Here is a 22,076-nt window from a genome sequence, read left to right as displayed (position 1 = left end):
GATTATATTTTTAAGAAAGCTTGCGAAGGGCTAGTCTTTTGGCCGAACGGACAGGGAGTGACGCATGGCTGAGACCGGATTGCCGCTCGAGGGCGTGCGGGTCGTCGAGATGACCCACATGGTGATGGGCCCGGCCTGCGGCATGATCCTCGCGCAGCTAGGGGCCGACGTGATCAAGGTCGAGCCGCCCGCCGGCGACAAGACCCGTTCCCTCGGTGGCATGGGCACGGCGTTCTTCCCGCTGTTCAACCGCGGCAAGCGCAGCGTCGTGCTGGACTTCGAGAAAGCTGAAGATCGCGACACCATGCATCGGCTGCTCGAGACTGCCGATGTATTCCTGGAGAATTTTCGCGATGGCTTGCTGGCGAAGCAGGGGCTCGGTGCGGAGGACTTGCGGCGACGGCATCCGCATCTGATCATTGCGGGCCACAAGGGCTTTCTGTCAGGCCCTTACGAGCATCGCCCCGCGCTCGACGAGGTCGTGCAGATGATGTCGGGGCTTGCCGCCATGACCGGCACAAAGGAGAAGCCGCAGCGCGTCGGCTCCTCCGCCAACGACATCATGGGCGGCATGTTCGGTGTGATCGCGATCCTGGCCGCGCTTTACCAGAAGCGCGGGGGAAAGCGCGACGGCGCCGACATCCGCATCGGCCTGTTCGAGAACTGCCTATTCCTGGTCGCCCAGCACATGGTCGAATACGAGATGACCGGCAACAAGCCGCGCTCGATGCCGGAGCGCGAGCACGCCTGGCCGATCTACGACATTTTCGATGCCGCCGGCGACGGGCGGATTTTCATCGGCGTCGTCACCGAGGGCCACTGGCAGGCTTTCTGCCGCGAGTTCGGCCTGAGCGAGTTTCTCGATGACCCGAGCTTGCGCACCACGACCGATCGCATCCTGGCCAGGCCGCGGATCCTTCCGCGCGTGGCCGGGATCATCCGGCAGCACGACGTGGCGGAACTGTCGCAGAAGCTCGATGCGCTCAACATCTGCTTCTCGCCGATCAACCGGCCCGAGGATCTCTTGACCGATCCGCATGTGCTGCGGCCCGGCGGGCTCGTCACCAACCTCGCCGCCGACGGCAAGCCGTTCCATGTGCCGACGCTGCCGATCGAATGGAACGGCAGCCATTTTGGCGAGGGCCTGAAGGTCGCGTCGCTCGGCGCCGACACTTCCGCCGTTCGCGCCGCGGTCGACAACAAAGATGCAACGTCCAAAGCCGCTGGGAGGCGCGCATGAGCCGGATCGAAACGATCTATCCCGCGGACCGTGTGGCCTTGCGCGAAGTCGGTCTGCGCGATGGACTCCAGCTCGTCAAAAAGTTTCCGTCCACCGAAGCCAAGCAGCGCTGGGTGCGCGAGGAATATGCCGCTTGTGTCAGGCATTTCGAGGTCGGCTCGTTCCTCCCGGCGAAGACCTTTCCGCAATTCGTTGATGTCCGCGACGTCGTCGCGACGGTGGCGAGCCTGCCGGGCGCCCATGGCATTGCGCTTGCGCTCAACGAGCGCGGGGTCAACGAGGCGCTGGCGTCAGGTGTCGGGGAGATCGCCTCGGTGGTGTCGGCGACGGAAGAGCACAGCCAAGCCAATGCGCATCGTTCGCGCTTGTCCGCGATTGCCAACATCAAGCGGCTCTGCGAACTGCGCGATGCCAGCGCGCACAAGCCGCTGGTGAACGCGGCGATCTCGATGGCGCTGGGCTGCTCGATCACAGGCGCGGTCGATCCGAAGGAGGTGCTGCGCCTCGTCGACAAATGCCTGGAGGCCGGCGTCGATTTCGTCGCGATCGCCGACACCGTGGGCTATGCCGGACCGAAGCAGGTCGGAGAACTGTCGCGCGCGGCGGTCAAGCTCGCCGGTACCAAGCCGATCTGCATCCATCTCCACGACACCCGCGGCATGGGTATCGCCAACGCCGCGGCGGCACTCGACGAAGGCGTCCGCATCCTCGACGGCTCGCTCGGCGGCCTCGGCGGCTGCCCCTTCGCGCCGGGCGCGACCGGCAATGTCGTGTTCGAGGACCTGGTGTTCCTGTGCGAGAGCAAGGGTTTTGCGACAGGAATCGATCTTGAGAAGCTGATCGGAGTGCGCAATATCCTGCGCGAGGAAATGCCGGACGAGCGACTCTACGGCGCAGCGCAGCGAAAGCGGCGTGATCTTCGCCTCTCCCCGCTTGCGGGGAGAGGCCGACGCGTGCAGCGCGGCGGGTGAGGGGGACTCTCCGCGAGTCAATTGTCACCGGCCTCGCGGAGACTCCCCCTCACCCCAACCCTCTCCCCGCAAGCGGAGCGCGGGAGAGCACCTTCATCTCACAGCCGCGTCACACGCAGCCGCAGCGCGTTACCGACCACGCTGACCGAGGACAGCGCCATCGCGGCGGCCGCGATGATCGGCGACAGCAGCACGCCGAAGGCGGGATAGAGGATGCCGGCGGCGATCGGGATGCCGGCGGCGTTGTAGATGAAGGCGAAGAACAGGTTTTGCCTGATATTGCTCATCGTCGCCTGCGACAGCTTTCGTGCGCGGACGATGCCGGTGAGGTCGCCCTTCAGCAGCGTGACGCCAGCGCTTTCCATCGCCACGTCAGTGCCGGTGCCCATGGCGATGCCGACTTCGGCCGCGGCCAGCGCCGGGGCGTCGTTGACGCCGTCACCGGCCATCGCGACGCTGCGCCCGGCCTTTTGCAGTTTTGTTACGACCGCGCTCTTCTGGTCGGGCAGCACCTCGGCTTCCACATCGGCGATGCCGAGCCGGCGTGCCACCGCTTCGGCCGTGGTGCGGTTGTCGCCGGTCAACATGATCACCTTGATGCCCTCGGCCGCGAGCGCCTTGAGCGCTTCCGGGGTCGAAGCCTTGACCGGATCGGCAATCGCAAACAGGCCGGCGAGCTTGCCGTCGATGGCCATGTTGATCACCGTGGCGCCGTCGCCGCGCAGCCGCTCGGCCTCGCTGTCGAGTGCCTTGGTGTCGATACCGATCGATGTCAGATATTTTGCGTTGCCGAGCACGATGCTCTTGCCGTCGACCTTTCCCGCCGCGCCCTTTCCGGTCGGCGAATAGAACTCCTCGACCTGGCTCAGCGCCATCTGCTTCTCCTTCGCCGCACGCATGATCGCATCGGCCAGCGGATGCTCGCTGGCGCGCTCGACGCTGGCTGCAAGCCGCAGGATGTCATCCTCCGCATAGCCTGATGCCGGCACGACCGACACCACCTTGGGCTTGCCCTCGGTCAGCGTGCCTGTCTTGTCGACCACCAGCGTGTCGATCTTCTCCATCCGCTCCAGAGCCTCGGCGTTCTTTATCAGCACGCCCGCCTGCGCGCCGCGGCCGACACCGACCATGATCGACATCGGGGTCGCAAGGCCGAGCGCACAGGGGCAGGCGATGATCAGCACACTGACGGCGGCGACGAGGCCGAAAGCGAGCCGCGGCTCCGGCCCGAACCAGGCCCAGGCGGCGAAGGCGGCGATGGCGACGACGATGACGGCCGGCACGAACCAGCCCGCGACCTGATCGGCCAGCCGCTGGATTGGCGCGCGCGAGCGCTGCGCGTCCGCGACCATCTGCACGATCTGCGACAGCAGGGTCTCGCGGCCGACCTTGTCGGCGCGCATGATGAAGCTGCCGGATTGATTGAGCGTGCCGGCAATGACCTTGGCGCCGGTCTCCTTGGTGACCGGCATGGATTCGCCCGTCACGAGCGACTCATCGAGCGAGGAGCGTCCTTCCAGGATGATGCCGTCGACAGGCACTTTCTCGCCGGGACGAACGCGCAGGCGATCGCCGGCATGAAGCGTGTCGATTTCGACCTCGTGCTCGCTGCCATCGGCATCGACGCGCCGCGCGGTCTTGGGTGCAAGCTGGAGCAGCGCCTTGATCGCACCCGATGTCGCATCGCGGGCGCGCAGCTCCAGCACCTGGCCGAGCAGCACCAGCACCGTGATCACGGCGGCCGCCTCGAAATAGACGGCAACCGCGCCTTCATGGCCGCGGAATGTTTCAGGGAAGATCTGCGGCGTGAGGGTTCCGAGCAGGCTGTAAACATAGGCGACGCCGGTGCCCATCGCGATCAGCGTGAACATGTTGAGATTGCGCGTCAGCAGCGACTGCCAGCCGCGGACGAAGAATGGCCAGCCGGCCCAGAGCACCACGGGCGTTGCGAACACCAGCTGGATCCAGTTCGACAATGTCGGATCGATCCAGTTGTGCGGACCGGCGAGATGGCCGCCCATCTCCAGCACCACCGGCGGCAGCGACAGCACGCCGCCGATCCAGAACCGCCGCGTCATGTCGGCGAGCTCGGGGTTGGGCCCGGTCTCGAGGCTCGCGACCTCAGGCTCCAGCGCCATGCCGCAGATCGGGCAATTGCCCGGCCCGACCTGGCGGATCTGGGGATGCATCGGACAGGTGTAGATGGTGCCCGCGGGCATCTCGGGCTCGGGCGCTTTGTCCTTGGCAAGATATTTTGCGGGATCGGCAGCGAATTTGGCACGGCAGCCGGCCGAGCAGAAATGGAAGATCTCGCCCCGATGCTCAAACCGGTGTTTTGACGTCGCGGGATCGACCCTCATGCCGCAGACGGGATCGAGCACTTTCGCAGCCGTTCCGCTGTGGTCGTGATGATGCTGGGCGTGACCGGCATGATCGCCTTGATCGCCTTGGCCGCCGCAGCATGACGAGGCCGCAGGCTTGGTGGCCGGCGCAGCAGCCTTGCTGGAACAGCCGCAGCCGGACTGAGTTTTCCCGTCGTGATGATGCCCGTGGTCCGCGCCGCTCATTCCTGCACTCCCGCCTTGCAACCTATACCCGGTAGGGGTATATAGGCCCCATGCGCAAGGACATCAAGGCATCTGTCGGAAAACGCCTCGGCCGGATCGAAGGTCAGGTTCGCGGCCTGTCGAAAATGGTCGAGGAAGACCGCTACTGCATCGACATCGTCACGCAGATTTCGGCGGTGCGCGCCGCTCTGCGCCGGGTCGAGGAAGAGGTCTTGAAGGATCACGTCGCCCACTGCGTCGAGCACGCGATTGCCAGCGGCGACAAGGCGGACCAGCGCGAGAAGATCGCGGAGTTGATGGCGGTGATCGGACGGGCAGAGCGGTAGGGCGTGCTCCCTCCGCCGTCATTGCGAGCGAAGCGAAGCAATCCAGACTGTCTCCGCGGAAGCGGTCTGGATTGCTTCGTCGCAAGAGCCCCTCGCAATGACGGCGGTTGAGGCGATATCGCGCCACACTCTCAGGTGCCGTCCCGGCCTTCGCCGGGACGACAGTTGTTTACGCCGCCCTTTCGCGAGCTGGCCTGCGCTGCCGTGGACGATACATCGCCAGCTTCTTCAGCAGCGGAACATGCTGCGCGTCTACTTGCTCATTCGAAACTTCAGCCTGCGCTTCTTCGTCAATCGCTTCAGGAACGAGCGGCGGCGCACGGACCGTTTCTGGAAACACACCGAACGAGCCCGCTACCTCCTCGAGCGGCTTTTGCTTGTCGGCCCAGTGCAGGGCTGTGTAGTCGAAGCCGTGCACGATGGTGGGTTTGACCACTTCGAAATAGGGCGAGATGTCGAAGTCGCGGGGCATGTAGAGCGAGGAATCGCGGATGTGCAGGATCTCGCGGCGGGCGGCGCGGCTGCCGGCCTTGGTGATCTTCGGCAGGATCGGATAGCGCACGGCGTCGAAGGCCTGCGCGATCAGCGCCGAGCAGATGATCTTGGTCGGGTCGCCCGAGCCGAGCGCGATCATGCGCCGCCGCCAGCGCTGCGGCACCGGCAGCGGGAACAGGAAACGCATCAGGTCCAGGATGTTCTTGGTGTCGTAGCCGAAGCCGATGCGGTTGATCGCATAGCGGCAGACCGTGTTGCGGTCCTCGTAGGACAGCCCGACCGGCCGGCAGAGGCGGGTATGGTAGGGGAAATATTTCGACAGCGGCGCGGAGGTGACGCCCTCGCCGATATTGGCCTCGATCAGCACATGCGGCTCGCCGTCGGGCTCGACCGCGCCTTCGACCGGGCCGACATAGAGCGCGGCATGCGACCAGGTCGACTGCGTCAGATATTTGATGATGCCGGAGATGCGGTTGTTGCCCTCGACCAGCATGACGTCCCCGGGCTGGATCACGCCGCGCAGATGCTCGGGGTCGCTGGGTGTGAACGGCTCATAGCCCGGCACCTCTTTCGAGAGGTATGCGGCTATCAACTTTCCGACTGAATCTAGGACCGTCCCCATGAACTCCCCCGGGGGCCTTTCTGGCCGTCTTTTTTTCCATCTGTATCATGGTCGAAACCCGTTGCAATTCAGTTCATGACCTCTGTGAGTTCAAGCACGATTGATTCACCATGATGGTTGCTGCGCAACATCAGATGCGGCAAGGTTCGCCGGCTGTTCCCGTTCGCCGCAAGTCTCCGGAAACCATGACATGACAATCACGCGCCGCAGCTTCCTATCGGCGTCGGCGGCCTTTATGTCCGCGCCGGTCCTGAGCGCCGCGGCCGCGCCATTGCCGCGCGAGGCTGACATTGTCGTGATCGGCGCGGGTGCGGCCGGCATCGCTGCGGCGCGGCGCGTCATGGCGGCCAACCGCAAGGTGATCGTCGTCGAGGCGGCCTCGCAGATCGGCGGGCGCTGCATCACGGATAGCTCCACCTTCGACGTGCCGTTCGATCGCGGCGCACGCTGGATGCATAATCCCGACACCAACCCAATGATCCGGCTCGCGCGCAGCGCCGGGCTCGATGTCTCTCCGGCACCGTCGGGCCAGAAAATGCGCATCGGCCGCCGCAATGCGCGTGCGGGCGAGACCGAGGAGTTTCTGGCGGCGCTGGTGCGCGCCAACAGGGCGATCGACGAGGCCGCGCGCGGCAAGCTCGATACCTCATGCGCGTCGGTGCTGCCGAAGGATCTCGGCGACTGGGCGGGCGCGGCGGAGTTCCTGCTCGGCGCGGGCTTTGCCGGCAAGGATCTGAAGGAGCTGTCGGCGATCGACAAGGCGCGCGCGCAGGACCGCAATGCCCCGATCGCCTGTCGCCAGGGTCTCGGCACCCTGATCGCCAGGCTCGGCGAGCAGGTGCCGGCAGTGCTTTCGACGCCGGCGAGCCGGATCGTCTGGAGCAATCGCGATGTCAGCGTGGAGACGCAATCCGGCAAGATCGCCGCGCGCGCCGCCATCGTCACGGTGTCGACCAATGTGCTGATGTCAGGTGCGATCAAGTTCGCGCCTGATATCCCCAAGCGCACGCTGGATGCGGCGTCAAAGCTCGCGCTCGGCAGCTACGATCACATCGTGGTGCAATTGCCGGGCAATCCGCTCGGGCTGTCGCGCGACGACATCCTGATCGAGCAGAGCAACTCGACGCGCACCGCGCTGATGTATGCCAATATCGGCGGATCGTCGCTGTGCTCGATCGACGTCGGCGGCTCGTTCGGCCGCGATCTCTCGGCGCAGGGCGAAAGCGCAATGACGGCCTTCGCGAAGGAATGGATCACAAAATTGTTCGGCAGCGAAGCGGCGGCCGCCGTGAAGAAGACCGCCGCGACGCGCTGGAACGCCTCGCCCTATGTGATGGGCGCGATGTCGGCGTCCTCGCCGGGCGGCCAGCTCTCGCGAAAGATTTTGACCGAGCCGATCGGCAATCTGTTCCTCGCCGGCGAAGCCACGCATGAGACGCTGTGGGGCACCGTCGACGGCGCCTGGGACAGCGGCGAGCGCGCCGCGGACGCAGCGCTCCGCAAGATCGGAGCGATCAGGGACGAGCCGGCGGATGTACCGACGCAATCGACGAAGCGTCGACGGGCGCCGCGGCAGTAGGGGCAGAGGCAATCAAGCCGCATCAAACTCCGCCGTCGTCCCGGCGAAGGCCGGGACCATAACCACAAATTTAGGTTGGGCGAAGATTTGGAGTTCGGTACTTTGACCCGTCACATCGATAGATCACGCGGTATGGGTCCCGGCCCTCGCCGGGACGACACTACCGCAACGCGCGATCCAGCACCGGCAGTCCGGTGACCACCGCCATCGCGATCAGCATGTAGCAGATCCTGCGAAACACCGTCTCGCTGGCGCGGCCGAACAGCGAGGCGCCGAAGGCGACGCCGAGCGCATAGACCGGGCCGACGATCAGCGACAGCACCAGCGACTCGCGCGAGATCAGGCCTGTCGTGGCATAGCTGACCATCGAGAAGCAATCCGAGGCGCCGAAGAACAGCAGGATATTGGCGCGCGCGACCAGCGGAGCGATGGGCCGACCGAGCCAGTAGCCGACGATCGGCGGACCGCCGGTTTGTGCAAGCCCGCTGCAGAAGCCGGAGAGACCGCCGATGCCGACAGAGAGCCAGACGTGGTCCTTGCCGCGATAGCGCCAGCCCGACAGCAGCAGCAGAAGAAGCGCTGCGACGAAGCCGGAGATGATCCAGCGCGTGGTGACGGGCTCGAGCACGCTGAGGAAATAGGTGCCGAGGGGGACGCCGACCAGCGCGCCCAGCACGATCACCGCGGTTGCCTTGCGATCCGCCTTCCGCCAGGCATCAGGCAGCAGCGGCGCGGCGGCAACGAAGTCGATGACGAGGAGGAGTGCCGCGACCAGCCGCGGCGCCGCGACGCTGCTCGCGAGCGGCATGAAGATCAGCGCCGAGCCGAAACCGGAGAAGCCGCGCGCGGTGCCCGAAACGAAAGCGATGGCGCAGAGCGCCATCGCGATGGTGAGGCTGACGTCCTTGGGGAGGAAGTCGGTGATACTCATGCCCTGTCATTCCGGGGCATCACGCCCTCAACGTGCCGCCGGTCTTCTTCGTGACATCAGCCACGATCCTGGCGGCGACGGCCTCGATCTCCTGATCGGTCAGCGTCTTCTCGCGCGGCTGGATCGTCACCGCGATGCCGACCGACTTCTTGCCGTCGTCGATGCCCTTGCCCTCGTAGACGTCGAAGACGTTCACGCCGGTGATCAGCTTCTTGTCGACGCCTTGCGCGGCGCGGACGATGTCGCCGGCCTTCACCGTGCGGTCGACGATGAAGGCGAAGTCGCGCGTAACAGGCTGGAATGCCGAGAGCTCGATCGGCGGCTTGGCGCGGGTCGGCTTCTTCTTGGCTTCCGGAATGCGGTCGAGAATCACCTCGAACACCACAAGCGGACCGTCGGCGCCGAGCGCTTCCAGCGCGCGCGGATGCATCTCGCCGAAAGTGCCGAGCACGTTCTGCGGGCCGATCTGGATCGTGCCGGAGCGACCCGGATGCAGCCAGGCCGGACCACCGGCGACGATCTGCAGCGCCTGCATCGGTGCGCCGCTTGCTGCCAGCACCGCGAGCGCATCGGCCTTGGCGTCAAACACATCGGCCTGTGCCGAGCCGGTCCAGTGCCGTCCGAGACCTTCGGACGAAGCCAGGCCGCGCCGCACGCCGCTCGCCGCCATGAACTGGTCTTGCGGGCGATCGCCCCTGAAGACCTGGCCGACCTCGAACAGCGCGACATCGCCATAGCCGCGATCGGCATTGGCCTGCGCGGCAGCGACCAGTCCCGGCAACAGGCTCGGCCGCATGTCGGAGAGATCAGCGGCGATCGGATTGGCCACCTCCAGCTCGCGCTGGCCGCCGCCGAACAATTGTGCCGCGGCCTTCGTGATGAACGACCATGTCACCGCCTCGGTCATGCCGCGGCTTGCCAGCGCGCGCCGGGCACGGCGGGTGCGCAGCTGCAGCGGAGTCAGCACCGATTTGCGCGCGTCCTCGCCGCGCTCGAACGGCGTCATCGGCACCTTGTCGACGCCGTAGATGCGGACGACTTCTTCAACGATATCGGCCTTGCCATGCACGTCGGAGCGCCATGAGGGCACCGCGACCTTCACGACCGGACCCGGGCCCGCCATCATGAAGCCGAGATGGGTGAGGATGCGCTTCATCTCCGGCACCGGCACCTCGATGCCGGAGAGCCGCTTCACCTCGGTGACGGGGAAATCGACGATGCGATCATCGCCGAAGGCCTTGCCGACCACGACGTTCTCCGACGGCGTGCCGCCGCACAGCTCCATCACAAGCTTGGTGGCGAGCTCGAGCCCGGGCACCATGAAGGCCGGATCGACGCCGCGCTCGAAGCGGTAGCGTGCGTCCGAATTGATGCCGAGCTTGCGGCCGGTCTGGGCGATGTTGATCTCGTTCCACAGCGCCGATTCGATCAGCACGTCGGTGGTGGTCTCGTCGCAGCCCGACGCTTCGCCGCCCATGATGCCGGCGAGCGATTCGACGCCGTGCTCGTCGGCGATCACGCAGATCGAGGGATCGAGATCGTAGGTGCGGCCGTCGAGCGCGAGCAGTGTCTCGCCCTCGCGGGCATGGCGCACGACCAGATTGCCCTTCACCTTCTTGGCGTCGAACACGTGCAGCGGGCGCGCGCGGTCATAGGTCATGAAGTTGGTGATGTCGACCAGCGCGTTGATCGGGCGCAGCCCGATCGCCGTCAGCCGCTTCTGCAGCCATTCCGGCGACGGCCCGTTCTTGACGCCGCGGACGAGGCGGAGCGCAAAACCCGGGCACAGCTTGGCGTCCTCGACCGTGACTTTCACGGGACAAGGGAATTCGCCTTTGATCGGCTTGATGGTCGGGTCCTTGAACTTGCCCATGTCGGCGGCGGCAAGGTCGCGCGCGATGCCGTGCACGCCGGTGCAGTCCTGCCGGTTCGGCGTCAGATTGATCTCGATCACGGGATCGCCGAGCGCGGCCCATTCGGCGTAAGCAGCGCCAACAGGCGCATCCGCCGGCAATTCCATGATGCCGTCATGATCGTTGGAGAGCTGCAGCTCCGCCGCCGAGCACAGCATGCCGCGGCTCTCGACGCCTCTGATGGTGCCGACGCCGAGCGTGATGTCCTTGCCGGGGATATAGGTGCCGGGCGGTGAGAACACGCTGACGAGCCCGGCGCGCGCATTCGGCGCCCCGCACACCACCTGCACCGGCGCGCCACCGTCGCCGGTGTCGACCATGCAGACGCGCAGCCGGTCGGCATTGGGATGCTGCTCGGCCGAGATCACCTTCGCGATGGTAAAGGCCTTCAGCGCCTTCGCCTTGTCCTCGATATTCTCGACCTCGAGCCCGATCATGGTGAGCTTGTCGGCGAGCTTGTCCAAGGGCTCGTCGGTGTCGAGATGATCCTTCAGCCAGGAGAGGGTGAATTTCACGAGCTCAGCCCTCCCGCGAGTGTCGGCACTTCGAGCGGCCTGAAGCCGTAATGGTTCAGCCAACGGACGTCGCTGTCGAACAGCTGGCGCAAATCGGCGATGCCGTATTTCAGCATGGCGATGCGGTCGATGCCCATGCCCCAGGCAAAGCCCTGGTACTCGTCGGGATCGATGCCGCAGGCGCGCAGCACGTTCGGATGCACCATGCCGCAGCCGAGAATCTCGAGCCAGTCCTCGCCTTCGCCGAAGCGGATCTCGCCCTTGTCGCGGCGGCACTGGATGTCGACTTCCAGCGATGGTTCGGTGAACGGGAAGAACGAGGGGCGGAAGCGCATGTTGATGTGGTCGACCTCGAAGAACGCCTTGCAGAACTCGTGCAGGATCCATTTGAGGTGGCCGAGATGCGAATGCTTGTCGATGACGAGGCCTTCGACCTGGTGGAATTGCGGCGTGTGGGTCGCATCCGAATCGATGCGGTAGGTGCGGCCCGGGCAGATCACGCGGATCGGCGGCTTTTGGCTCAGCATGGTGCGCACTTGCACCGGCGAGGTGTGGGTTCTAAGCAGCATGCGCGAGCCGTCCTCCTTCGGATGGAAGAAGAACGTGTCGTGCATCTCGCGCGCCGGATGGCCTTCCGGGAAATTCAGCTTGGTGAAATTGTAGTCGTCGGTCTCGATATCGGGCCCTTCGGCGACCGAAAATCCCATGTCGGCGAAGATCGTGGTCAGCTCGTCCCAGACCTGGCTCAGCGGATGGATGCGGCCCGTTTCAGCCTGCGCATCGCGTAGCGGCAGCGTGACGTCGACGGTCTCGGACGCCAGCCGCGCATCGAGTGCCGCGGACTTCAGCACGTCGCGCCGTGCGGCGAGCGCCTCGGTGACCTTGTCCTTGGCCTGGTTGATCGCGGCTCCTTGCGTCTTGCGCTCGTCGGGCGACATCTTGCCGAGCGTGGCCAGCAGCGCCGAGATCGAGCCCTTCTTGCCGAGGGCGGCGACGCGCACCGCTTCGAGCGCGGCTTCATCGCCGGCGGCCGCGATCTGGTCGAGGATGGATGCTTCAAGCGTTGCGAGGTCGGACACAGTCAAATCCTTGGCTCCAAATTCGGCTGGGTTGTCGCCGCCCGAAGGGCGTAACGTCAAGCAAAAAGCCGGTCATTTCGGCTTCTCGAGCGGCTGGGTTGAACCTCGCGCGGGGGCCGGGCACCAAGACAGGATGCGAGGAGACTTTGTGATGCTTTCGAAATGCTGTCTGGCCGCTGCCGCCATCGTCCTGTCGGTCGCCGCAACGCCTGCGCGCGCCATCGTCTGCATGGACACATCCATGACGTTGGACGAGGCCGCGGACGCCATCGGCGCCCAGAAGGGCTGCCAAAGTGCAATGAAGCTGGCTCAGGACTGCGCGCTGACCGCGAGCGGCGATGTCCAGCTCGGCGCCGCCGTCGAAAAGAAGTGCGAGGCGGACTTCAAGCCGGGCCTCAGTGCCGCACAAGCGCAGGCGTACAAGAGCGAGATGCACGCGTGCGACATCAAGTACCGGAACAAGTCCGGTACCATGTACATCTCGTTCACGGCTTTCTGTCGGGCGGAGGTCGCCCAGCGTTACTCTGAGCGTGCGCTGAAGGCTGCGGGCACGAAGCCCCGCTAGCCCAAGCCTCAGGCCGCGAGCGCAGCTTTGGCCTTCTCGGCGATCGCCTGGAACGAGGCGGGCTCGTGGATCGCGAGATCCGACAGCACCTTGCGGTCCACGGTGATGCCCGACTTGGCGAGACCGTCGATAAATCGGCTGTAGGTCAGGCCGAACGGACGGACCGCCGCGTTGAGACGCTGGATCCACAGTGCGCGGAAGGTGCGCTTCTTGCGCTTGCGGTCACGGAAGGCGTATTGCTGGGCCTTCTCCACGGCCGGCTTGGCGGCGCGGATGGTGTTCTTGCGGCGGCCGTAGAAGCCCTTGGCGGCCTTGTAGACTTTCTTGTGCTTGGCGTGGGCGGTCACACCGCGTTTGACGCGAGACATGACAAATATCCTTCAGAGATGACTTGGTTTCGGAGTGCCGCGAAGGACGCGGCAGAGATGGCATCGATCTTCGACGTCCTTGGACGCGATCAGGCGTTCGGCAAGAAGTACTTCTTGACGTTGTCGCCGTCGGTCTTGAACAGCACAGCCGTGCCGCGGAGCTGACGGATCTGCTTCTTCGTCCGCTTGATCATGCCGTGACGCTTGCCGCGATGGGCGAACATCACTTTGCCGGTGGCAGTCACCTTGAAGCGCTTTTTAGCGCCCGATTTGGTCTTCAGCTTGGGCATTTGGCTCTCCTAATGGCCAAAGAAATCCGCCCGCGAAGGCGGTCTGGCCGTCAAAAATGCTCGTTAGAGCGTTGATTGTGCTCAGGTTTTTGCGACAAAGCGCGAAACCCGCACGAAACACCGCCACGGCAGCCCTAAATCAGCCGGGCGATGAAGGCCGGGCTTATGACAGAGAACGGGCCAGAAGGCAACGATGAACCGGCCAAAGCTGCTCGCCGACTATTGGGGGTCACTACCCCATCGTTCATGCCGTCCCGTTCGGAGCAGGACCAAAATGGCCTATTTCTCTCTATCGATTTTGTCTGTTGTCGCCCGTCCGCGCCACCTTGCACTGTTCGCCGTGCTCGCTGCGGCTGCCGTTCCATCGAGCGCCGATGCCCGCATCGGTGGTTATGACGGCGTCTGGAACGTCACCTTCGCCACCACCCGCGGCGTCTGCAGCTCGGGCTACAGCGTCCCCTTCACCGTCACAGGCAACCGGGTGTCGTCCGCTGGCGGCGGCCGGGTGTCCGGCACCGTCAACCGCGGCGGCGCCGTCGCGGTCCAGGTGTCCGTCGGCGCCTCCCACGCCAGCGGCGGTGGCCGGCTCGGCGGTACGGCAGGGGCGGGATCCTGGAGGGGCGTCATCTCCGGCGACCAGTGCAGCGGCACCTGGCAGGCGACGAGGACCTGAAAACAAAACGGCCCGCCGGAGATCCGGACGGGCCGTTGAAACTTCGGCTCTAGCACGCCGATCTCAGCGCGGCGCCAGCACCATGACGACCTGACGGCCCTCGAACCGGGCGTCCTGCTCGACCTTGGCGAGCTCGGCGACGTCGGTCTTGATCTTGTCCAAAAGCTTGGTGCCGATCTCCTGGTGTGCCATTTCGCGGCCACGATAGCGCAGGGTGATCTTGACCTTGTCGCCCTCTTCGAAGAACCGCAGCATCGCGCGCATCTTCACGTCGTAATCGTGGTCGTCGATCATCGGGCGGAGCTTGATCTCCTTGATCTCGACGGTCTTCTGCCGCTTGCGGGCTTCGGCGGCTTTCTTCTGGGCGGAATACTTGTACTTCCCGTAGTCCATGATCTTGCAGACGGGAGGGCTGGTATTCGGCGAAATCTCGACGAGATCCATGCCAGCTTCCTGGGCCATCTTGACGGCCATCATCGTCTCGACGGTGCCCTTGTTGTCACCGTTCTGGTCGATCAGCTGGATCTGCGCGTTGCGAATATCATCATTGATGCGCGGCCCGTCTTTGCTGGCTGGGGCCGGGGCTCTATTGGGACGGCGAATGGGTGGTTCTCCAAAGTTGTGAAAGGAAGCGGCTATTTTGAAGGAAGATGCTGATGCCGGCAAGCAAGTCGCCCGTGCCGGAAGCGAGAAACCCTCAAATGCGAGGCATTTTGGTCACGCCTATCGGCACGGTGCTCGACATAGACACCTTGCCTCTGTTCCGCAAGCGTCCCAAAGGGACAATGCCGAGATAGGCTTGCCTCGCGGAATACGCCTTGGGACCTCAAACCCCACAACAAGAGTAAACGTTCCATGACCTCAGCAATTCCCGATGCCGTGCTCGACTTCATCGATGTTGGCGAGGGTTCGTCGGCGCGCCGGATCGCGGTTCGCCACCGCGCCGGGCGAGGATCTGGGCCCGGCCAAGGACCTGGTCTCGTCTGGCTCGGCGGTTTCAAATCGGACATGCAGGGCGGCAAGGCGGTAGCGCTGGATGGCTGGGCCGGCGAGCATGGCCGCGCCGCCGTCAGGTTCGACTACTCCGGCCACGGCGAATCTAGCGGCGATTTCGCCGATGGAACCATCGGCAGCTGGCTCGAGGACAGCATCGCCGTGTTCGAGCGCTTCTGCACCGGCCCGCAAATCCTGATCGGCTCCTCCATGGGCGGCTGGATGGCCCTGCTGCTCGCGCGCGAGATCAAGAGGCGCCAAGAGAGCCTGCAAGAGAACCAGCAAGAGAACCAGCAAGAGAACCAGCAAGAGAACCAGCAAGCCAAAGCCTCGCTCGCGGGCCTGGTGCTGATCGCACCCGCGCCCGACTTCACCGAAGAGCTGATGTGGAAGAATTTTTCGCCCGAGGTGAAGCAGGAGATCGAGACCAAGGGCTTTTGGCTCAGGCCATCCGAATATGGCGACGGCACGCCCTATCCGATCACACGCAAGCTGATCGAAGAGGGGCGCAACCATCTGGTGCTCGGCGGCGCCATCGATCTCGGCTGTCCGGTGCGCATCCTGCAAGGCGCCCAGGACCCTGACGTGCCGTGGCAGCACGCGTTTGCGCTGACCCACCGCCTGCCGGCCGACGACGTCGTGCTCACCCTGATCCAGGACGGCGACCACCGCCTGTCCCGCCCGCAAGACATCGCGCGCATTCTTGCCGCGGTGGCGGAGATCGGGTGAGGGGATAACCGTCATTCCGGGGCGCGACGAAGTCGCGAGCCCGAATCCATCGGGCCGCAGAAATGGTGGTGGAATGGATTCCGGGTTCGCGCTACGCGCGCCCCGGAATGACGGGCAGTGTAGCTACCGCTTCGACGGATTCGCCATCGGCTTGCGCTGCGCCAGCGCTGCCACCGTCGCGGTGCCGATCGGGCCCTGCTCGTCGTAGAGCCAGCATTCGCCGATCGCGACGCCATCGGTGGCGTGATGGTTTACCACTTCGAAGCCGATCCAGTTCGTCACCGGCAGGCGATGCAGATAGATCGTCACGTCGCTGTTGATGTAGCCGAGCCCCTTGTCGCCGGCGTTGGCAAACGGACTGGCGAAATCGGCGCCAACAGCGACATGCACGAACGGCGTCATCGGCATGCCGGCCACGAGCTCACGCACCTCGCTCATCCAGAGCCGGCGCGGTCCGAGCGAACCCATGTGTCCGACGATCGGCCGCGTCGTCCATTTGCCGTTCATGCCGAGCCTGGGATCGGTGGGTTTTGGAATGTCTGATGGCTTCGGCACGTCCCAGTTCGGCGGCGACCAGACATTGCCGTCAGGGTTCTGCGTCCGCCGCAACATCTGGCACGAGGCGCGCGCCATGCTGACGCCGCCGGAGAAGAATTCCGCCTCCACCACACGGATGCGCATTCCGTCACGCACCAGCTTTGTTGTCACGTTGATCGGCTTGTCGATGGTCGGCAGCCGAAACATGTCGACGGTCAATCGCGCCGGCACGAAGTCAGGACCGGAATGGCGCTCCTCGATGGCGAAGCCGAGCAGGCCGACGATGACGCGTCCGTGCAGCGATTTCGGATCCCAGGGGCCGCTCGCCACTTCCGTCGGATGGAATGTCTCGCCGTCGCGGGTGAAGAAAGGGGTATTTGTCATGGCGCGCGAGATTGCGGGAATGAACGGGCAAATCAAGGGTGATGCACGTCCCCACACTCCCGCTGTCATCGCCCGGCTCGACCGGGCGATCCAGTACGCCGAGGCAGCAGTGATTGAGCCGAAAAGCCGCGGCGTACTGGATTCCCCGCCTTCGCGGAGCGGTGGGTTAGGAGGCGGCTTGCCACTCCTCACGCACACTCTGGTCCGGCTCCTTGTTCAGCGCATCGGCTTGCATCGCCTCGAACTCATCCCTCTCCAGCAACTGCCGCAACGCCCACACCGCAGCGCCACGCACCAGAGGGTTCGCATCGTCAAGCAATCGCCGCGCCTCGTCCGCCAACGTAACGTCGCCGGAATTGCCAATCGCGATCAGCACATTGCGCAGGAACCGGTCGCGGCCAATCCGCTTCACCGGCGACTTCGTGAACAGCGCGCGAAACGCGGCGTCGTCGAGTCGCGCCAGTTCGGCCAGCTCCGGTGCACGCAACTCATGCCGCGCGCCGAGTTTTGCTTCGCGGCCCTGTTGCGCAAACTTGTTCCAGGGACACGCCGCCAGGCAATCGTCGCAGCCATAGATGCGGTTGCCGATGGCCTTGCGAAACTCCTGCGGGATAGGTCCCTTGTTCTCGATGGTCAGATACGAGATGCAGCGCCGCGCATCGAGCTTGTAGGGCGCCGGAAACGCCGCGGTTGGGCAGATGTCCAGGCAAGCCCGGCACGAGCCGCAATGGTCGATCTCGGCGGAGTCGCGCGGCAGTTCGAGCGTGGTGTAGATCGCGCCGAGAAACAGCCATGAGCCGAATTCGCGCGAAACCAGATTGGTGTGCTTGCCCTGCCAGCCGAGATGCGCGGCCTGCGCCAAGGGCTTCTCCATCACCGCCGCGGTGTCGACGAATACTTTCACTTCGCTCGGGGCAGTCGCGACCAGCCAGCGCGCCAGCGCTTTCAGCCGTTTCTTGATGAGGTCGTGATAATCGTCGCCCTGCGCATAGACCGAGATCGCCGCGCGCGTGCGCTGCTTCAGGATCGCGAGCGGATCCTGGTCGGGGCCGTAATTGACGCCGAGCATGATCACGCTGCGCACGTCGCTCCACAGCCCGCGCGGATCGACGCGCCGCTCCGGCTGACTCGCAAGCCAGTCCATGTCGCCGTGTCCGCCCGTGGCGATGAATTCGAGAAAATGCGCGCCGGCCTTCTCGATCGTGCCAGGCTCGGTGATGCCGATGCAGTCGAAGCCGAGCGCGCGCGCTTCGCGTGCCAGCTGAGCCTTCAGTTCAGTCGGGTCAAGGCTCAGAAATCCAGGTCCACATAGGTTCGCGACGCCGGCACGCCGGCCAGCCATTCGCTCAGCAGCGGGCGGAACGACGGGCGGGATTTCACCCGCGCGTACCACGCCTTTGCTGCGTCGTCCTCGCTCCATGGCACGTCGCCCAGATAGTCGATCGCCGAGAGATGCGCCGCGGCGGCGAGATCCGCGTAAGTGAGCCGGTCGCCGGCAAGGAAGTTACGCGTCTGCGCCAGCCAGCCGATATAGGCGAGATGATAGCGCACGTTTGCTTTGGCAGCGCGCATGATATCGGCTGAGGGCGGCCCACCGCCGTGTTCTTCGCTCATGAAGCGCTTGTAGATGCGCTCGGTGACGAGCGGGTGCGACACTTCCTCGAAGAACTTTTCGTTGAACCAGGCCATCAGCCGGCGCACCTCGACGCGCTCTGCGATCGTCTCCGGCATCAGGCGCTTGGGTCCCATCTCGGCGCCGTAGGCCTCGTCGAGATACTCCGCGATGATCGCGGCGCCCGGGATCGGCGGTTGCTCGTCGTCCACCATCACAGGCGTCGTGCCGGCCGCGTTGAGCAGCAGAAATGCCTCGCGCCGTTCCCAGCTGCGTTCTTCCGTGAGCCTCAATTCGAGCCCGTATTCGCCCGCGATCAGGCGGATGAAGCGCGAATGCGGGCAAAACGGATGATGGAACAGCGTAAACATGCAGCCTTTGACTATTTGATGGTGCTTAAGAATCCATCAATGTTGTGCGGTGCCACACTAGTCCTTCAAATCAGTGAGGCAAGGCGCGATAGCGCATTTGCGATTGCGAGCGAGGGGCGAATAGGCGAGAAGAGCCCCGCTTTTCCAGCGGAAATGGACCGTAAATATGTCAGATGCAATACGGGCAGTGATCCTCGGCATCATCGAGGGTGTAACCGAGTTCCTTCCCGTGTCCTCGACCGGCCATCTGCTGTTGGCCGAACGCTTCTTCGGCCTCGGCGAGGGCGCGTTCTGGGATTCGTTTACGGTTCTGATCCAGCTGGGCGCGATCCTCGCGATCGTCGGGCTCTATTTCAAGAAGCTGTGGGACGTCGCGATCGGCATGTTCACGGGCGATGCCTATGCGCGCCGGTTCGTGATCGGCGTGCTGGTGGCGTTCCTGCCCGCCGTCGTCGTCGGCCTCGTCGCCGGCAAATATATCAAGAGCGTGCTGTTCAATCCCTGGGTCGTGTGTTTCACGCTGATCGTCGGCGGCGCCATCCTGCTCTGGGTCGACCGGCTCGATCTCAAGCCGCGCGAGCATGACGCCACCAAATTTCCGCTGCTGATGTATCTCTATATCGGCATCGCGCAGTGCGTCGCGATGATCCCGGGCGTGTCGCGCTCCGGCGCCAGCATCGTCGCGGCGATGCTGCTTGGCGCCGACAAGCGGGCGGCGGCGGAGTTCTCGTTCTTCCTCGCCATCCCCACCATGATCGGCGCCTTCGCCTACGATTTCTACAAGAACCGCTCCGAGATGACGATGGACCATATGGGCATCGTCGCGATCGGTTTCGTGGTGTCGTTCATCACCGCGATCATCGTGGTGAAGAGTTTCCTGGAATACGTCACCCGCCACGGCTTCGTGGTGTTCGCCTGGTGGCGCGTCATCGTCGGCACGCTCGGCCTGATCGCGCTGGCGCTGGGGCGTTAAGTTTTGTGGTCCTGTAGCCCGGATGGAGCGCAAGCGTAACCCGGGATCGTGCCACAAGCGCTGCTGCCCCGGATTGCGCGGAGCCTGTCATCGGGCGGCGCGTCGCGCCGACCCGTCGGCTCCATCCGGGCTACGCCCACGGCGCTACGCCGTTAACCTTTGAAAACTCGCTGACAAGCCTCAACCCAATATCAGCTTTTGACCGCTAGGCAGTTCCTGGGGCGGGACGGCCCGCAGGCGGAGCTGTGCGATGACGACAGTCAGCGGCTGGGGGCGCTTCCCGGTCGTCGATAGCGAAATGCTGAGGCCGCGGTCGTTCGAGGCTGTGGGGGAGGCTGTCGTTGCCGGCTCGGTAGCGAGGGGCAATGGCCGCGCCTATGGCGATGCCGCGATCGGCACCGCCAGAACCATCACCATGACGGCGTTCGACCGGGTGAGGTCGTTCGATCCCGTGACCGGCCGCATTCGCGTTGAAGCCGGCGTGCTGCTGTCCGACCTGATCGACACCTTCGGCCCACGCGGCTTCCTGCCATCAGTGGTGCCAGGCACGCGCTTCGTCTCGGTCGGCGGCGCGATCGCCGCCGACGTGCATGGCAAGAACCATCATTGCGAGGGCGGTTTCGGCCGCTACGTCGACAGCATCCTGCTGCGCACCGGTTCCGGCGAGACCATCGAAGCCTCGCGCGAGCAGAATTCCGATGCCTTCTTCGCAACCGTCGGCGGCATGGGCCTCACCGGCGTGATCCTCGAAGCGACGATGCGGCTTCGCCCGGTCGAGACAGGCTGGATTCGGGAGCGGGTGATCTCCGCGTCCGATCTCGATGCGGCCATGCGCGCGCTGGAGGCCGGCGATTCCGCGACTTATTCGGTGGCGTGGATCGATTGCGTGGCGCGCGGGCGTAACCTTGGCCGCTCCTTGATCTATCTGGGGGAGCATGCCGGCCGGGACGAGCTGGCCGAAGGCGCAGTGGTGTTTCCCGTCGGCAAACCACCGGCGCTCGCGGTGCCGCTCGACCTGCCGTCGGTCACGCTCAATCGCACCAGCGTCAGTGCCTTCAACGAGCTCTATTACCGCGTGGGCGCGCGCCGCGCCGGTGGCGATCATGTGGTCTCGCTCTATCCGTATTTCTTCCCGCTCGACAGTCTCGGCGGCTGGAATCGCATTTATGGACGGCGCGGCTTCCTGCAGCATCAATGCGTGATCCCGGAGGCTGCCGCGCGCGAGGTACTCGGCGACATCCTCGATCGCGTCGCGAGGCGCGGCGATGCGTCGTTCCTCGCGGTGCTCAAGAAGCTCGGTCATGGCGACGGGCTGCTGTCGTTTCCGCTGCCCGGCTACACGCTGGCGCTGGATTTCCCGGTGAACGGCGACATCCTGACTTTCCTCGACGAGATCGACCGCCTGGTCGTCGCCGCCGGCGGCCGGCTCTACCTCGCAAAAGACGCACGCCAGTCGCGCGCGACGTTCGAGGCCGGCTATCCGGCGTTGCAGCGCTTCAAGGCGATCCGCAAGTCGCTCGATCCCGACGGGGCGATCCGCTCAAAATTGTCACAACGCCTGTTCGATGAGGTTTAAGCGGTGACGTCACGCAAGTCAGTTCTGGTGCTCGGTGGCTCCTCCGATATCGGCCGCGCCGCCGCGCGCGCCTTCGCCAAGGCCGGCTACGATGTCGCGCTCGCAGGTCGCGATGCCGCAGCGCTCGAGCCCGACGCCGCCGATCTGCGCGCGCGCTACGATATCGAAGCGAGCACGCGAACCTTCGATGTGCTCGACACCGCATCTTTTGACGGCTTTGTCGCCGGCCTTCCCGTCTTGCCTGACGTCGTGATCTCGATCGTCGGATTGCTGGGTGTGCAGCAAAAGGCCGAGAGCGACCTCGCCCACGCCACCACCATCATGCGCTCCAATTATGAGGGACCGTCGCTGATCCTCGGCCTGTTCGCGGAGAAGTTTTTAGGCCGCGGCAACGGCACCATTGTCGGCGTGTCGTCCGTGGCCGGTGATCGCGGCCGCGCCTCGAACTATGTCTACGGCTCGGCGAAAGCAGGCTTCTCCGCCTTCCTCTCAGGCCTGCGCGCCCGCGCTAGCCGCGGCGGCGTGCATGTCGTCACCGTCAAGCCGGGCTTCGTCCGCACCAAAATGACCGAGGGCATGAAGCTGATCGGTCCGCTCACGGTCGAAGCGCCTGTCGTCGGCGATGCAATCCTCCGCGCCGTCGAGAAGAAGACCGACGTCGTCTATGTCAGCGGCATCTGGCGCGTCGTGATGCTGATCATCAAGGCGCTGCCGGAAGTGGTGTTCAAGAAGCTGAAGTTTTAGAGCCGTCTTTCGCCGCACGATCG

At 64.8% G+C, this 22,076-nt stretch carries 21 protein-coding genes; 10 read left to right on the top strand and 11 right to left on the bottom strand.

Features of this window, described 5'->3' with window-relative positions; translation table 11 throughout:
• Positions 1 to 64 precede the first annotated feature (64 nt).
• Together ACNJX9_RS00700 and ACNJX9_RS00695 are read left to right on the top strand one after the other, a co-directional pair.
• A complete protein-coding gene (locus ACNJX9_RS00700) occupies positions 65 to 1,240 on the top strand; it encodes a CoA transferase (RefSeq protein WP_439407525.1) in 1,176 nt (391 codons plus the stop codon).
• Positions 1,237 to 2,211 carry a hydroxymethylglutaryl-CoA lyase gene (locus tag ACNJX9_RS00695; RefSeq protein ID WP_439407524.1) on the top strand — a complete coding sequence of 325 codons (975 nt, stop codon included), beginning with the start codon at positions 1,237 to 1,239 and terminating at the stop codon, positions 2,209 to 2,211. The genes ACNJX9_RS00700 and ACNJX9_RS00695 overlap by 4 nt, the downstream gene beginning before the upstream one ends.
• A 98-nt stretch (positions 2,212 to 2,309) precedes the next feature.
• Here the strand turns inward: ACNJX9_RS00695 and ACNJX9_RS00690 are convergent, their stop codons facing one another.
• Complete coding sequence (locus tag ACNJX9_RS00690; RefSeq protein WP_439407523.1) at positions 2,310 to 4,778, bottom strand: heavy metal translocating P-type ATPase; 2,469 nt, start codon at positions 4,776 to 4,778, stop codon at positions 2,310 to 2,312.
• A 50-nt stretch (positions 4,779 to 4,828) separates the two neighbouring features.
• Between ACNJX9_RS00690 and ACNJX9_RS00685 the strand changes: the two genes are divergently transcribed.
• The gene (locus tag ACNJX9_RS00685; protein WP_007598521.1) at positions 4,829 to 5,104 is read left to right on the top strand and encodes a metal-sensitive transcriptional regulator; all 276 of its coding nucleotides are present in this window, start codon (positions 4,829 to 4,831) and stop codon (positions 5,102 to 5,104) included.
• 169 nt (positions 5,105 to 5,273) lie between these two features.
• Here ACNJX9_RS00685 and ACNJX9_RS00680 read toward each other — a convergent pair whose 3' ends face one another.
• Positions 5,274 to 6,221 carry a YiiX/YebB-like N1pC/P60 family cysteine hydrolase gene (locus tag ACNJX9_RS00680; RefSeq protein ID WP_439407522.1) on the bottom strand — a complete coding sequence of 316 codons (948 nt, stop codon included), beginning with the start codon at positions 6,219 to 6,221 and terminating at the stop codon, positions 5,274 to 5,276.
• 190 nt (positions 6,222 to 6,411) lie between these two features.
• Between ACNJX9_RS00680 and ACNJX9_RS00675 the strand changes: the two genes are divergently transcribed.
• Positions 6,412 to 7,800, top strand: coding sequence for a flavin monoamine oxidase family protein (locus tag ACNJX9_RS00675; RefSeq protein ID WP_439407521.1), 1,389 nt, complete (start codon positions 6,412 to 6,414; stop codon positions 7,798 to 7,800).
• Positions 7,801 to 7,960: 160 nt separating this feature from the next.
• Here the strand turns inward: ACNJX9_RS00675 and ACNJX9_RS00670 are convergent, their stop codons facing one another.
• From ACNJX9_RS00670 to pheS, 3 genes are read right to left on the bottom strand one after another with little or no spacing between them, the layout of a single operon-like run.
• The gene (locus tag ACNJX9_RS00670; protein ID WP_439407520.1) at positions 7,961 to 8,731 is read right to left on the bottom strand and encodes a sulfite exporter TauE/SafE family protein; all 771 of its coding nucleotides are present in this window, start codon (positions 8,729 to 8,731) and stop codon (positions 7,961 to 7,963) included.
• A gap of 19 nt (positions 8,732 to 8,750) precedes the next feature.
• Positions 8,751 to 11,159, bottom strand: coding sequence for a phenylalanine--tRNA ligase subunit beta (gene pheT / locus ACNJX9_RS00665; RefSeq protein ID WP_439407519.1), 2,409 nt, complete (start codon positions 11,157 to 11,159; stop codon positions 8,751 to 8,753).
• A complete protein-coding gene (gene pheS / locus ACNJX9_RS00660) occupies positions 11,156 to 12,238 on the bottom strand; it encodes a phenylalanine--tRNA ligase subunit alpha (RefSeq protein ID WP_057752162.1) in 1,083 nt (360 codons plus the stop codon). Before pheS ends, pheT begins: the two co-directional genes overlap by 4 nt.
• Positions 12,239 to 12,389: 151 nt before the next feature.
• On the opposite strand from pheS, the gene ACNJX9_RS00655 reads away from it, so the two are divergent.
• Positions 12,390 to 12,803 (top strand): hypothetical protein, encoded by a 414-nt coding sequence (locus tag ACNJX9_RS00655; protein ID WP_439407518.1) that lies wholly within the window; start codon positions 12,390 to 12,392, stop codon positions 12,801 to 12,803.
• An 8-nt stretch (positions 12,804 to 12,811) separates the two neighbouring features.
• On the opposite strand, the gene rplT is transcribed toward ACNJX9_RS00655, so the two are convergent.
• Positions 12,812 to 13,171, bottom strand: coding sequence for a 50S ribosomal protein L20 (rplT, locus tag ACNJX9_RS00650; protein ID WP_014490867.1), 360 nt, complete (start codon positions 13,169 to 13,171; stop codon positions 12,812 to 12,814).
• Between the two features lie 89 nt (positions 13,172 to 13,260).
• Positions 13,261 to 13,461, bottom strand: a complete 201-nt coding sequence (rpmI, locus tag ACNJX9_RS00645; RefSeq protein WP_008143958.1) for a 50S ribosomal protein L35 — start codon at positions 13,459 to 13,461, stop codon at positions 13,261 to 13,263.
• Positions 13,462 to 13,735: 274 nt separating this feature from the next.
• Between rpmI and ACNJX9_RS00640 the strand changes: the two genes are divergently transcribed.
• Positions 13,736 to 14,134 carry a hypothetical protein gene (locus ACNJX9_RS00640; RefSeq protein ID WP_220003702.1) on the top strand — a complete coding sequence of 133 codons (399 nt, stop codon included), beginning with the start codon at positions 13,736 to 13,738 and terminating at the stop codon, positions 14,132 to 14,134.
• A gap of 63 nt (positions 14,135 to 14,197) precedes the next feature.
• Here the strand turns inward: ACNJX9_RS00640 and infC are convergent, their stop codons facing one another.
• Positions 14,198 to 14,737 (bottom strand): translation initiation factor IF-3, encoded by a 540-nt coding sequence (infC, locus tag ACNJX9_RS00635; RefSeq protein ID WP_083514473.1) that lies wholly within the window; start codon positions 14,735 to 14,737, stop codon positions 14,198 to 14,200.
• Positions 14,738 to 14,989: 252 nt separating this feature from the next.
• Here infC and ACNJX9_RS00630 point away from each other — a divergent pair, with 252 nt between their 5' ends.
• Entirely contained in the window at positions 14,990 to 15,856 is an 867-nt protein-coding gene (locus ACNJX9_RS00630) for an alpha/beta hydrolase (protein ID WP_439407517.1), read from the top strand.
• Between the two features lie 123 nt (positions 15,857 to 15,979).
• On the opposite strand, the gene ACNJX9_RS00625 is transcribed toward ACNJX9_RS00630, so the two are convergent.
• The 3 genes from ACNJX9_RS00625 to ACNJX9_RS00615 all read right to left on the bottom strand — a co-directional run bounded on the left by ACNJX9_RS00625 (position 15,980) and on the right by ACNJX9_RS00615 (position 18,760).
• A complete protein-coding gene (locus ACNJX9_RS00625; RefSeq protein WP_439407516.1) occupies positions 15,980 to 16,777 on the bottom strand; it encodes an acyl-CoA thioesterase domain-containing protein in 798 nt (265 codons plus the stop codon).
• Positions 16,778 to 16,943: 166 nt separating this feature from the next.
• Positions 16,944 to 18,119: a tRNA epoxyqueuosine(34) reductase QueG gene (gene queG / locus ACNJX9_RS00620; protein ID WP_439407515.1), complete on the bottom strand. Its 1,176-nt coding sequence runs from the start codon at positions 18,117 to 18,119 to the stop codon at positions 16,944 to 16,946.
• The gene (locus ACNJX9_RS00615) at positions 18,068 to 18,760 is read right to left on the bottom strand and encodes a glutathione S-transferase family protein (RefSeq protein ID WP_057752187.1); all 693 of its coding nucleotides are present in this window, start codon (positions 18,758 to 18,760) and stop codon (positions 18,068 to 18,070) included. The genes queG and ACNJX9_RS00615 overlap by 52 nt, the downstream gene beginning before the upstream one ends.
• A gap of 166 nt (positions 18,761 to 18,926) precedes the next feature.
• On the opposite strand from ACNJX9_RS00615, the gene ACNJX9_RS00610 reads away from it, so the two are divergent.
• The 3 genes from ACNJX9_RS00610 to ACNJX9_RS00600 all read left to right on the top strand — a co-directional run bounded on the left by ACNJX9_RS00610 (position 18,927) and on the right by ACNJX9_RS00600 (position 22,053).
• The gene (locus ACNJX9_RS00610) at positions 18,927 to 19,733 is read left to right on the top strand and encodes an undecaprenyl-diphosphate phosphatase (protein ID WP_057752190.1); all 807 of its coding nucleotides are present in this window, start codon (positions 18,927 to 18,929) and stop codon (positions 19,731 to 19,733) included.
• Between the two features lie 250 nt (positions 19,734 to 19,983).
• Positions 19,984 to 21,309: an FAD-binding oxidoreductase gene (locus ACNJX9_RS00605; RefSeq protein ID WP_439407514.1), complete on the top strand. Its 1,326-nt coding sequence runs from the start codon at positions 19,984 to 19,986 to the stop codon at positions 21,307 to 21,309.
• Between the two features lie 3 nt (positions 21,310 to 21,312).
• Positions 21,313 to 22,053, top strand: a complete 741-nt coding sequence (locus tag ACNJX9_RS00600) for an SDR family oxidoreductase (protein ID WP_439407513.1) — start codon at positions 21,313 to 21,315, stop codon at positions 22,051 to 22,053.
• The last annotated feature ends 23 nt before the right edge of the window (positions 22,054 to 22,076 follow it).

It is taken from the genome of Bradyrhizobium sp. BLXBL-03 (genome assembly GCF_051853015.1).
GTDB classification, from domain to species: Bacteria; Pseudomonadota; Alphaproteobacteria; order Rhizobiales; family Xanthobacteraceae; genus Bradyrhizobium; species Bradyrhizobium manausense.
Note: the sequence above shows the minus strand (reverse complement) of the source record. Positions and strands in the feature narration are given on the sequence as shown.

Excerpts from the sequence above, each read along its gene's own strand:
- ACNJX9_RS00700 (WP_439407525.1), top strand. The coding sequence starts at position 65 with ATGGCTGAGACCGGATTGCCGCTCGAGGGCGTGCGGGTCGTCGAGATG.
- ACNJX9_RS00695 (WP_439407524.1), top strand. The coding sequence starts at position 1,237 with ATGAGCCGGATCGAAACGATCTATCCCGCGGACCGTGTGGCCTTGCGC.
- ACNJX9_RS00690 (WP_439407523.1), bottom strand. The coding sequence starts at position 4,778 with ATGAGCGGCGCGGACCACGGGCATCATCACGACGGGAAAACTCAGTCC.
- ACNJX9_RS00685 (WP_007598521.1), top strand. The coding sequence starts at position 4,829 with ATGCGCAAGGACATCAAGGCATCTGTCGGAAAACGCCTCGGCCGGATC.
- ACNJX9_RS00680 (WP_439407522.1), bottom strand. The coding sequence starts at position 6,221 with ATGGGGACGGTCCTAGATTCAGTCGGAAAGTTGATAGCCGCATACCTC.
- ACNJX9_RS00675 (WP_439407521.1), top strand. The coding sequence starts at position 6,412 with ATGACAATCACGCGCCGCAGCTTCCTATCGGCGTCGGCGGCCTTTATG.
- ACNJX9_RS00670 (WP_439407520.1), bottom strand. The coding sequence starts at position 8,731 with ATGAGTATCACCGACTTCCTCCCCAAGGACGTCAGCCTCACCATCGCG.
- ACNJX9_RS00655 (WP_439407518.1), top strand. The coding sequence starts at position 12,390 with ATGCTTTCGAAATGCTGTCTGGCCGCTGCCGCCATCGTCCTGTCGGTC.
- rplT (WP_014490867.1), bottom strand. The coding sequence starts at position 13,171 with ATGTCTCGCGTCAAACGCGGTGTGACCGCCCACGCCAAGCACAAGAAA.
- rpmI (WP_008143958.1), bottom strand. The coding sequence starts at position 13,461 with ATGCCCAAGCTGAAGACCAAATCGGGCGCTAAAAAGCGCTTCAAGGTG.
- ACNJX9_RS00640 (WP_220003702.1), top strand. The coding sequence starts at position 13,736 with ATGGCCTATTTCTCTCTATCGATTTTGTCTGTTGTCGCCCGTCCGCGC.
- ACNJX9_RS00630 (WP_439407517.1), top strand. The coding sequence starts at position 14,990 with ATGACCTCAGCAATTCCCGATGCCGTGCTCGACTTCATCGATGTTGGC.
- ACNJX9_RS00625 (WP_439407516.1), bottom strand. The coding sequence starts at position 16,777 with ATGACAAATACCCCTTTCTTCACCCGCGACGGCGAGACATTCCATCCG.
- queG (WP_439407515.1), bottom strand. The coding sequence starts at position 18,119 with ATGGCTGGCCGGCGTGCCGGCGTCGCGAACCTATGTGGACCTGGATTT.
- ACNJX9_RS00615 (WP_057752187.1), bottom strand. The coding sequence starts at position 18,760 with ATGTTTACGCTGTTCCATCATCCGTTTTGCCCGCATTCGCGCTTCATC.
- ACNJX9_RS00610 (WP_057752190.1), top strand. The coding sequence starts at position 18,927 with ATGTCAGATGCAATACGGGCAGTGATCCTCGGCATCATCGAGGGTGTA.
- ACNJX9_RS00605 (WP_439407514.1), top strand. The coding sequence starts at position 19,984 with ATGACGACAGTCAGCGGCTGGGGGCGCTTCCCGGTCGTCGATAGCGAA.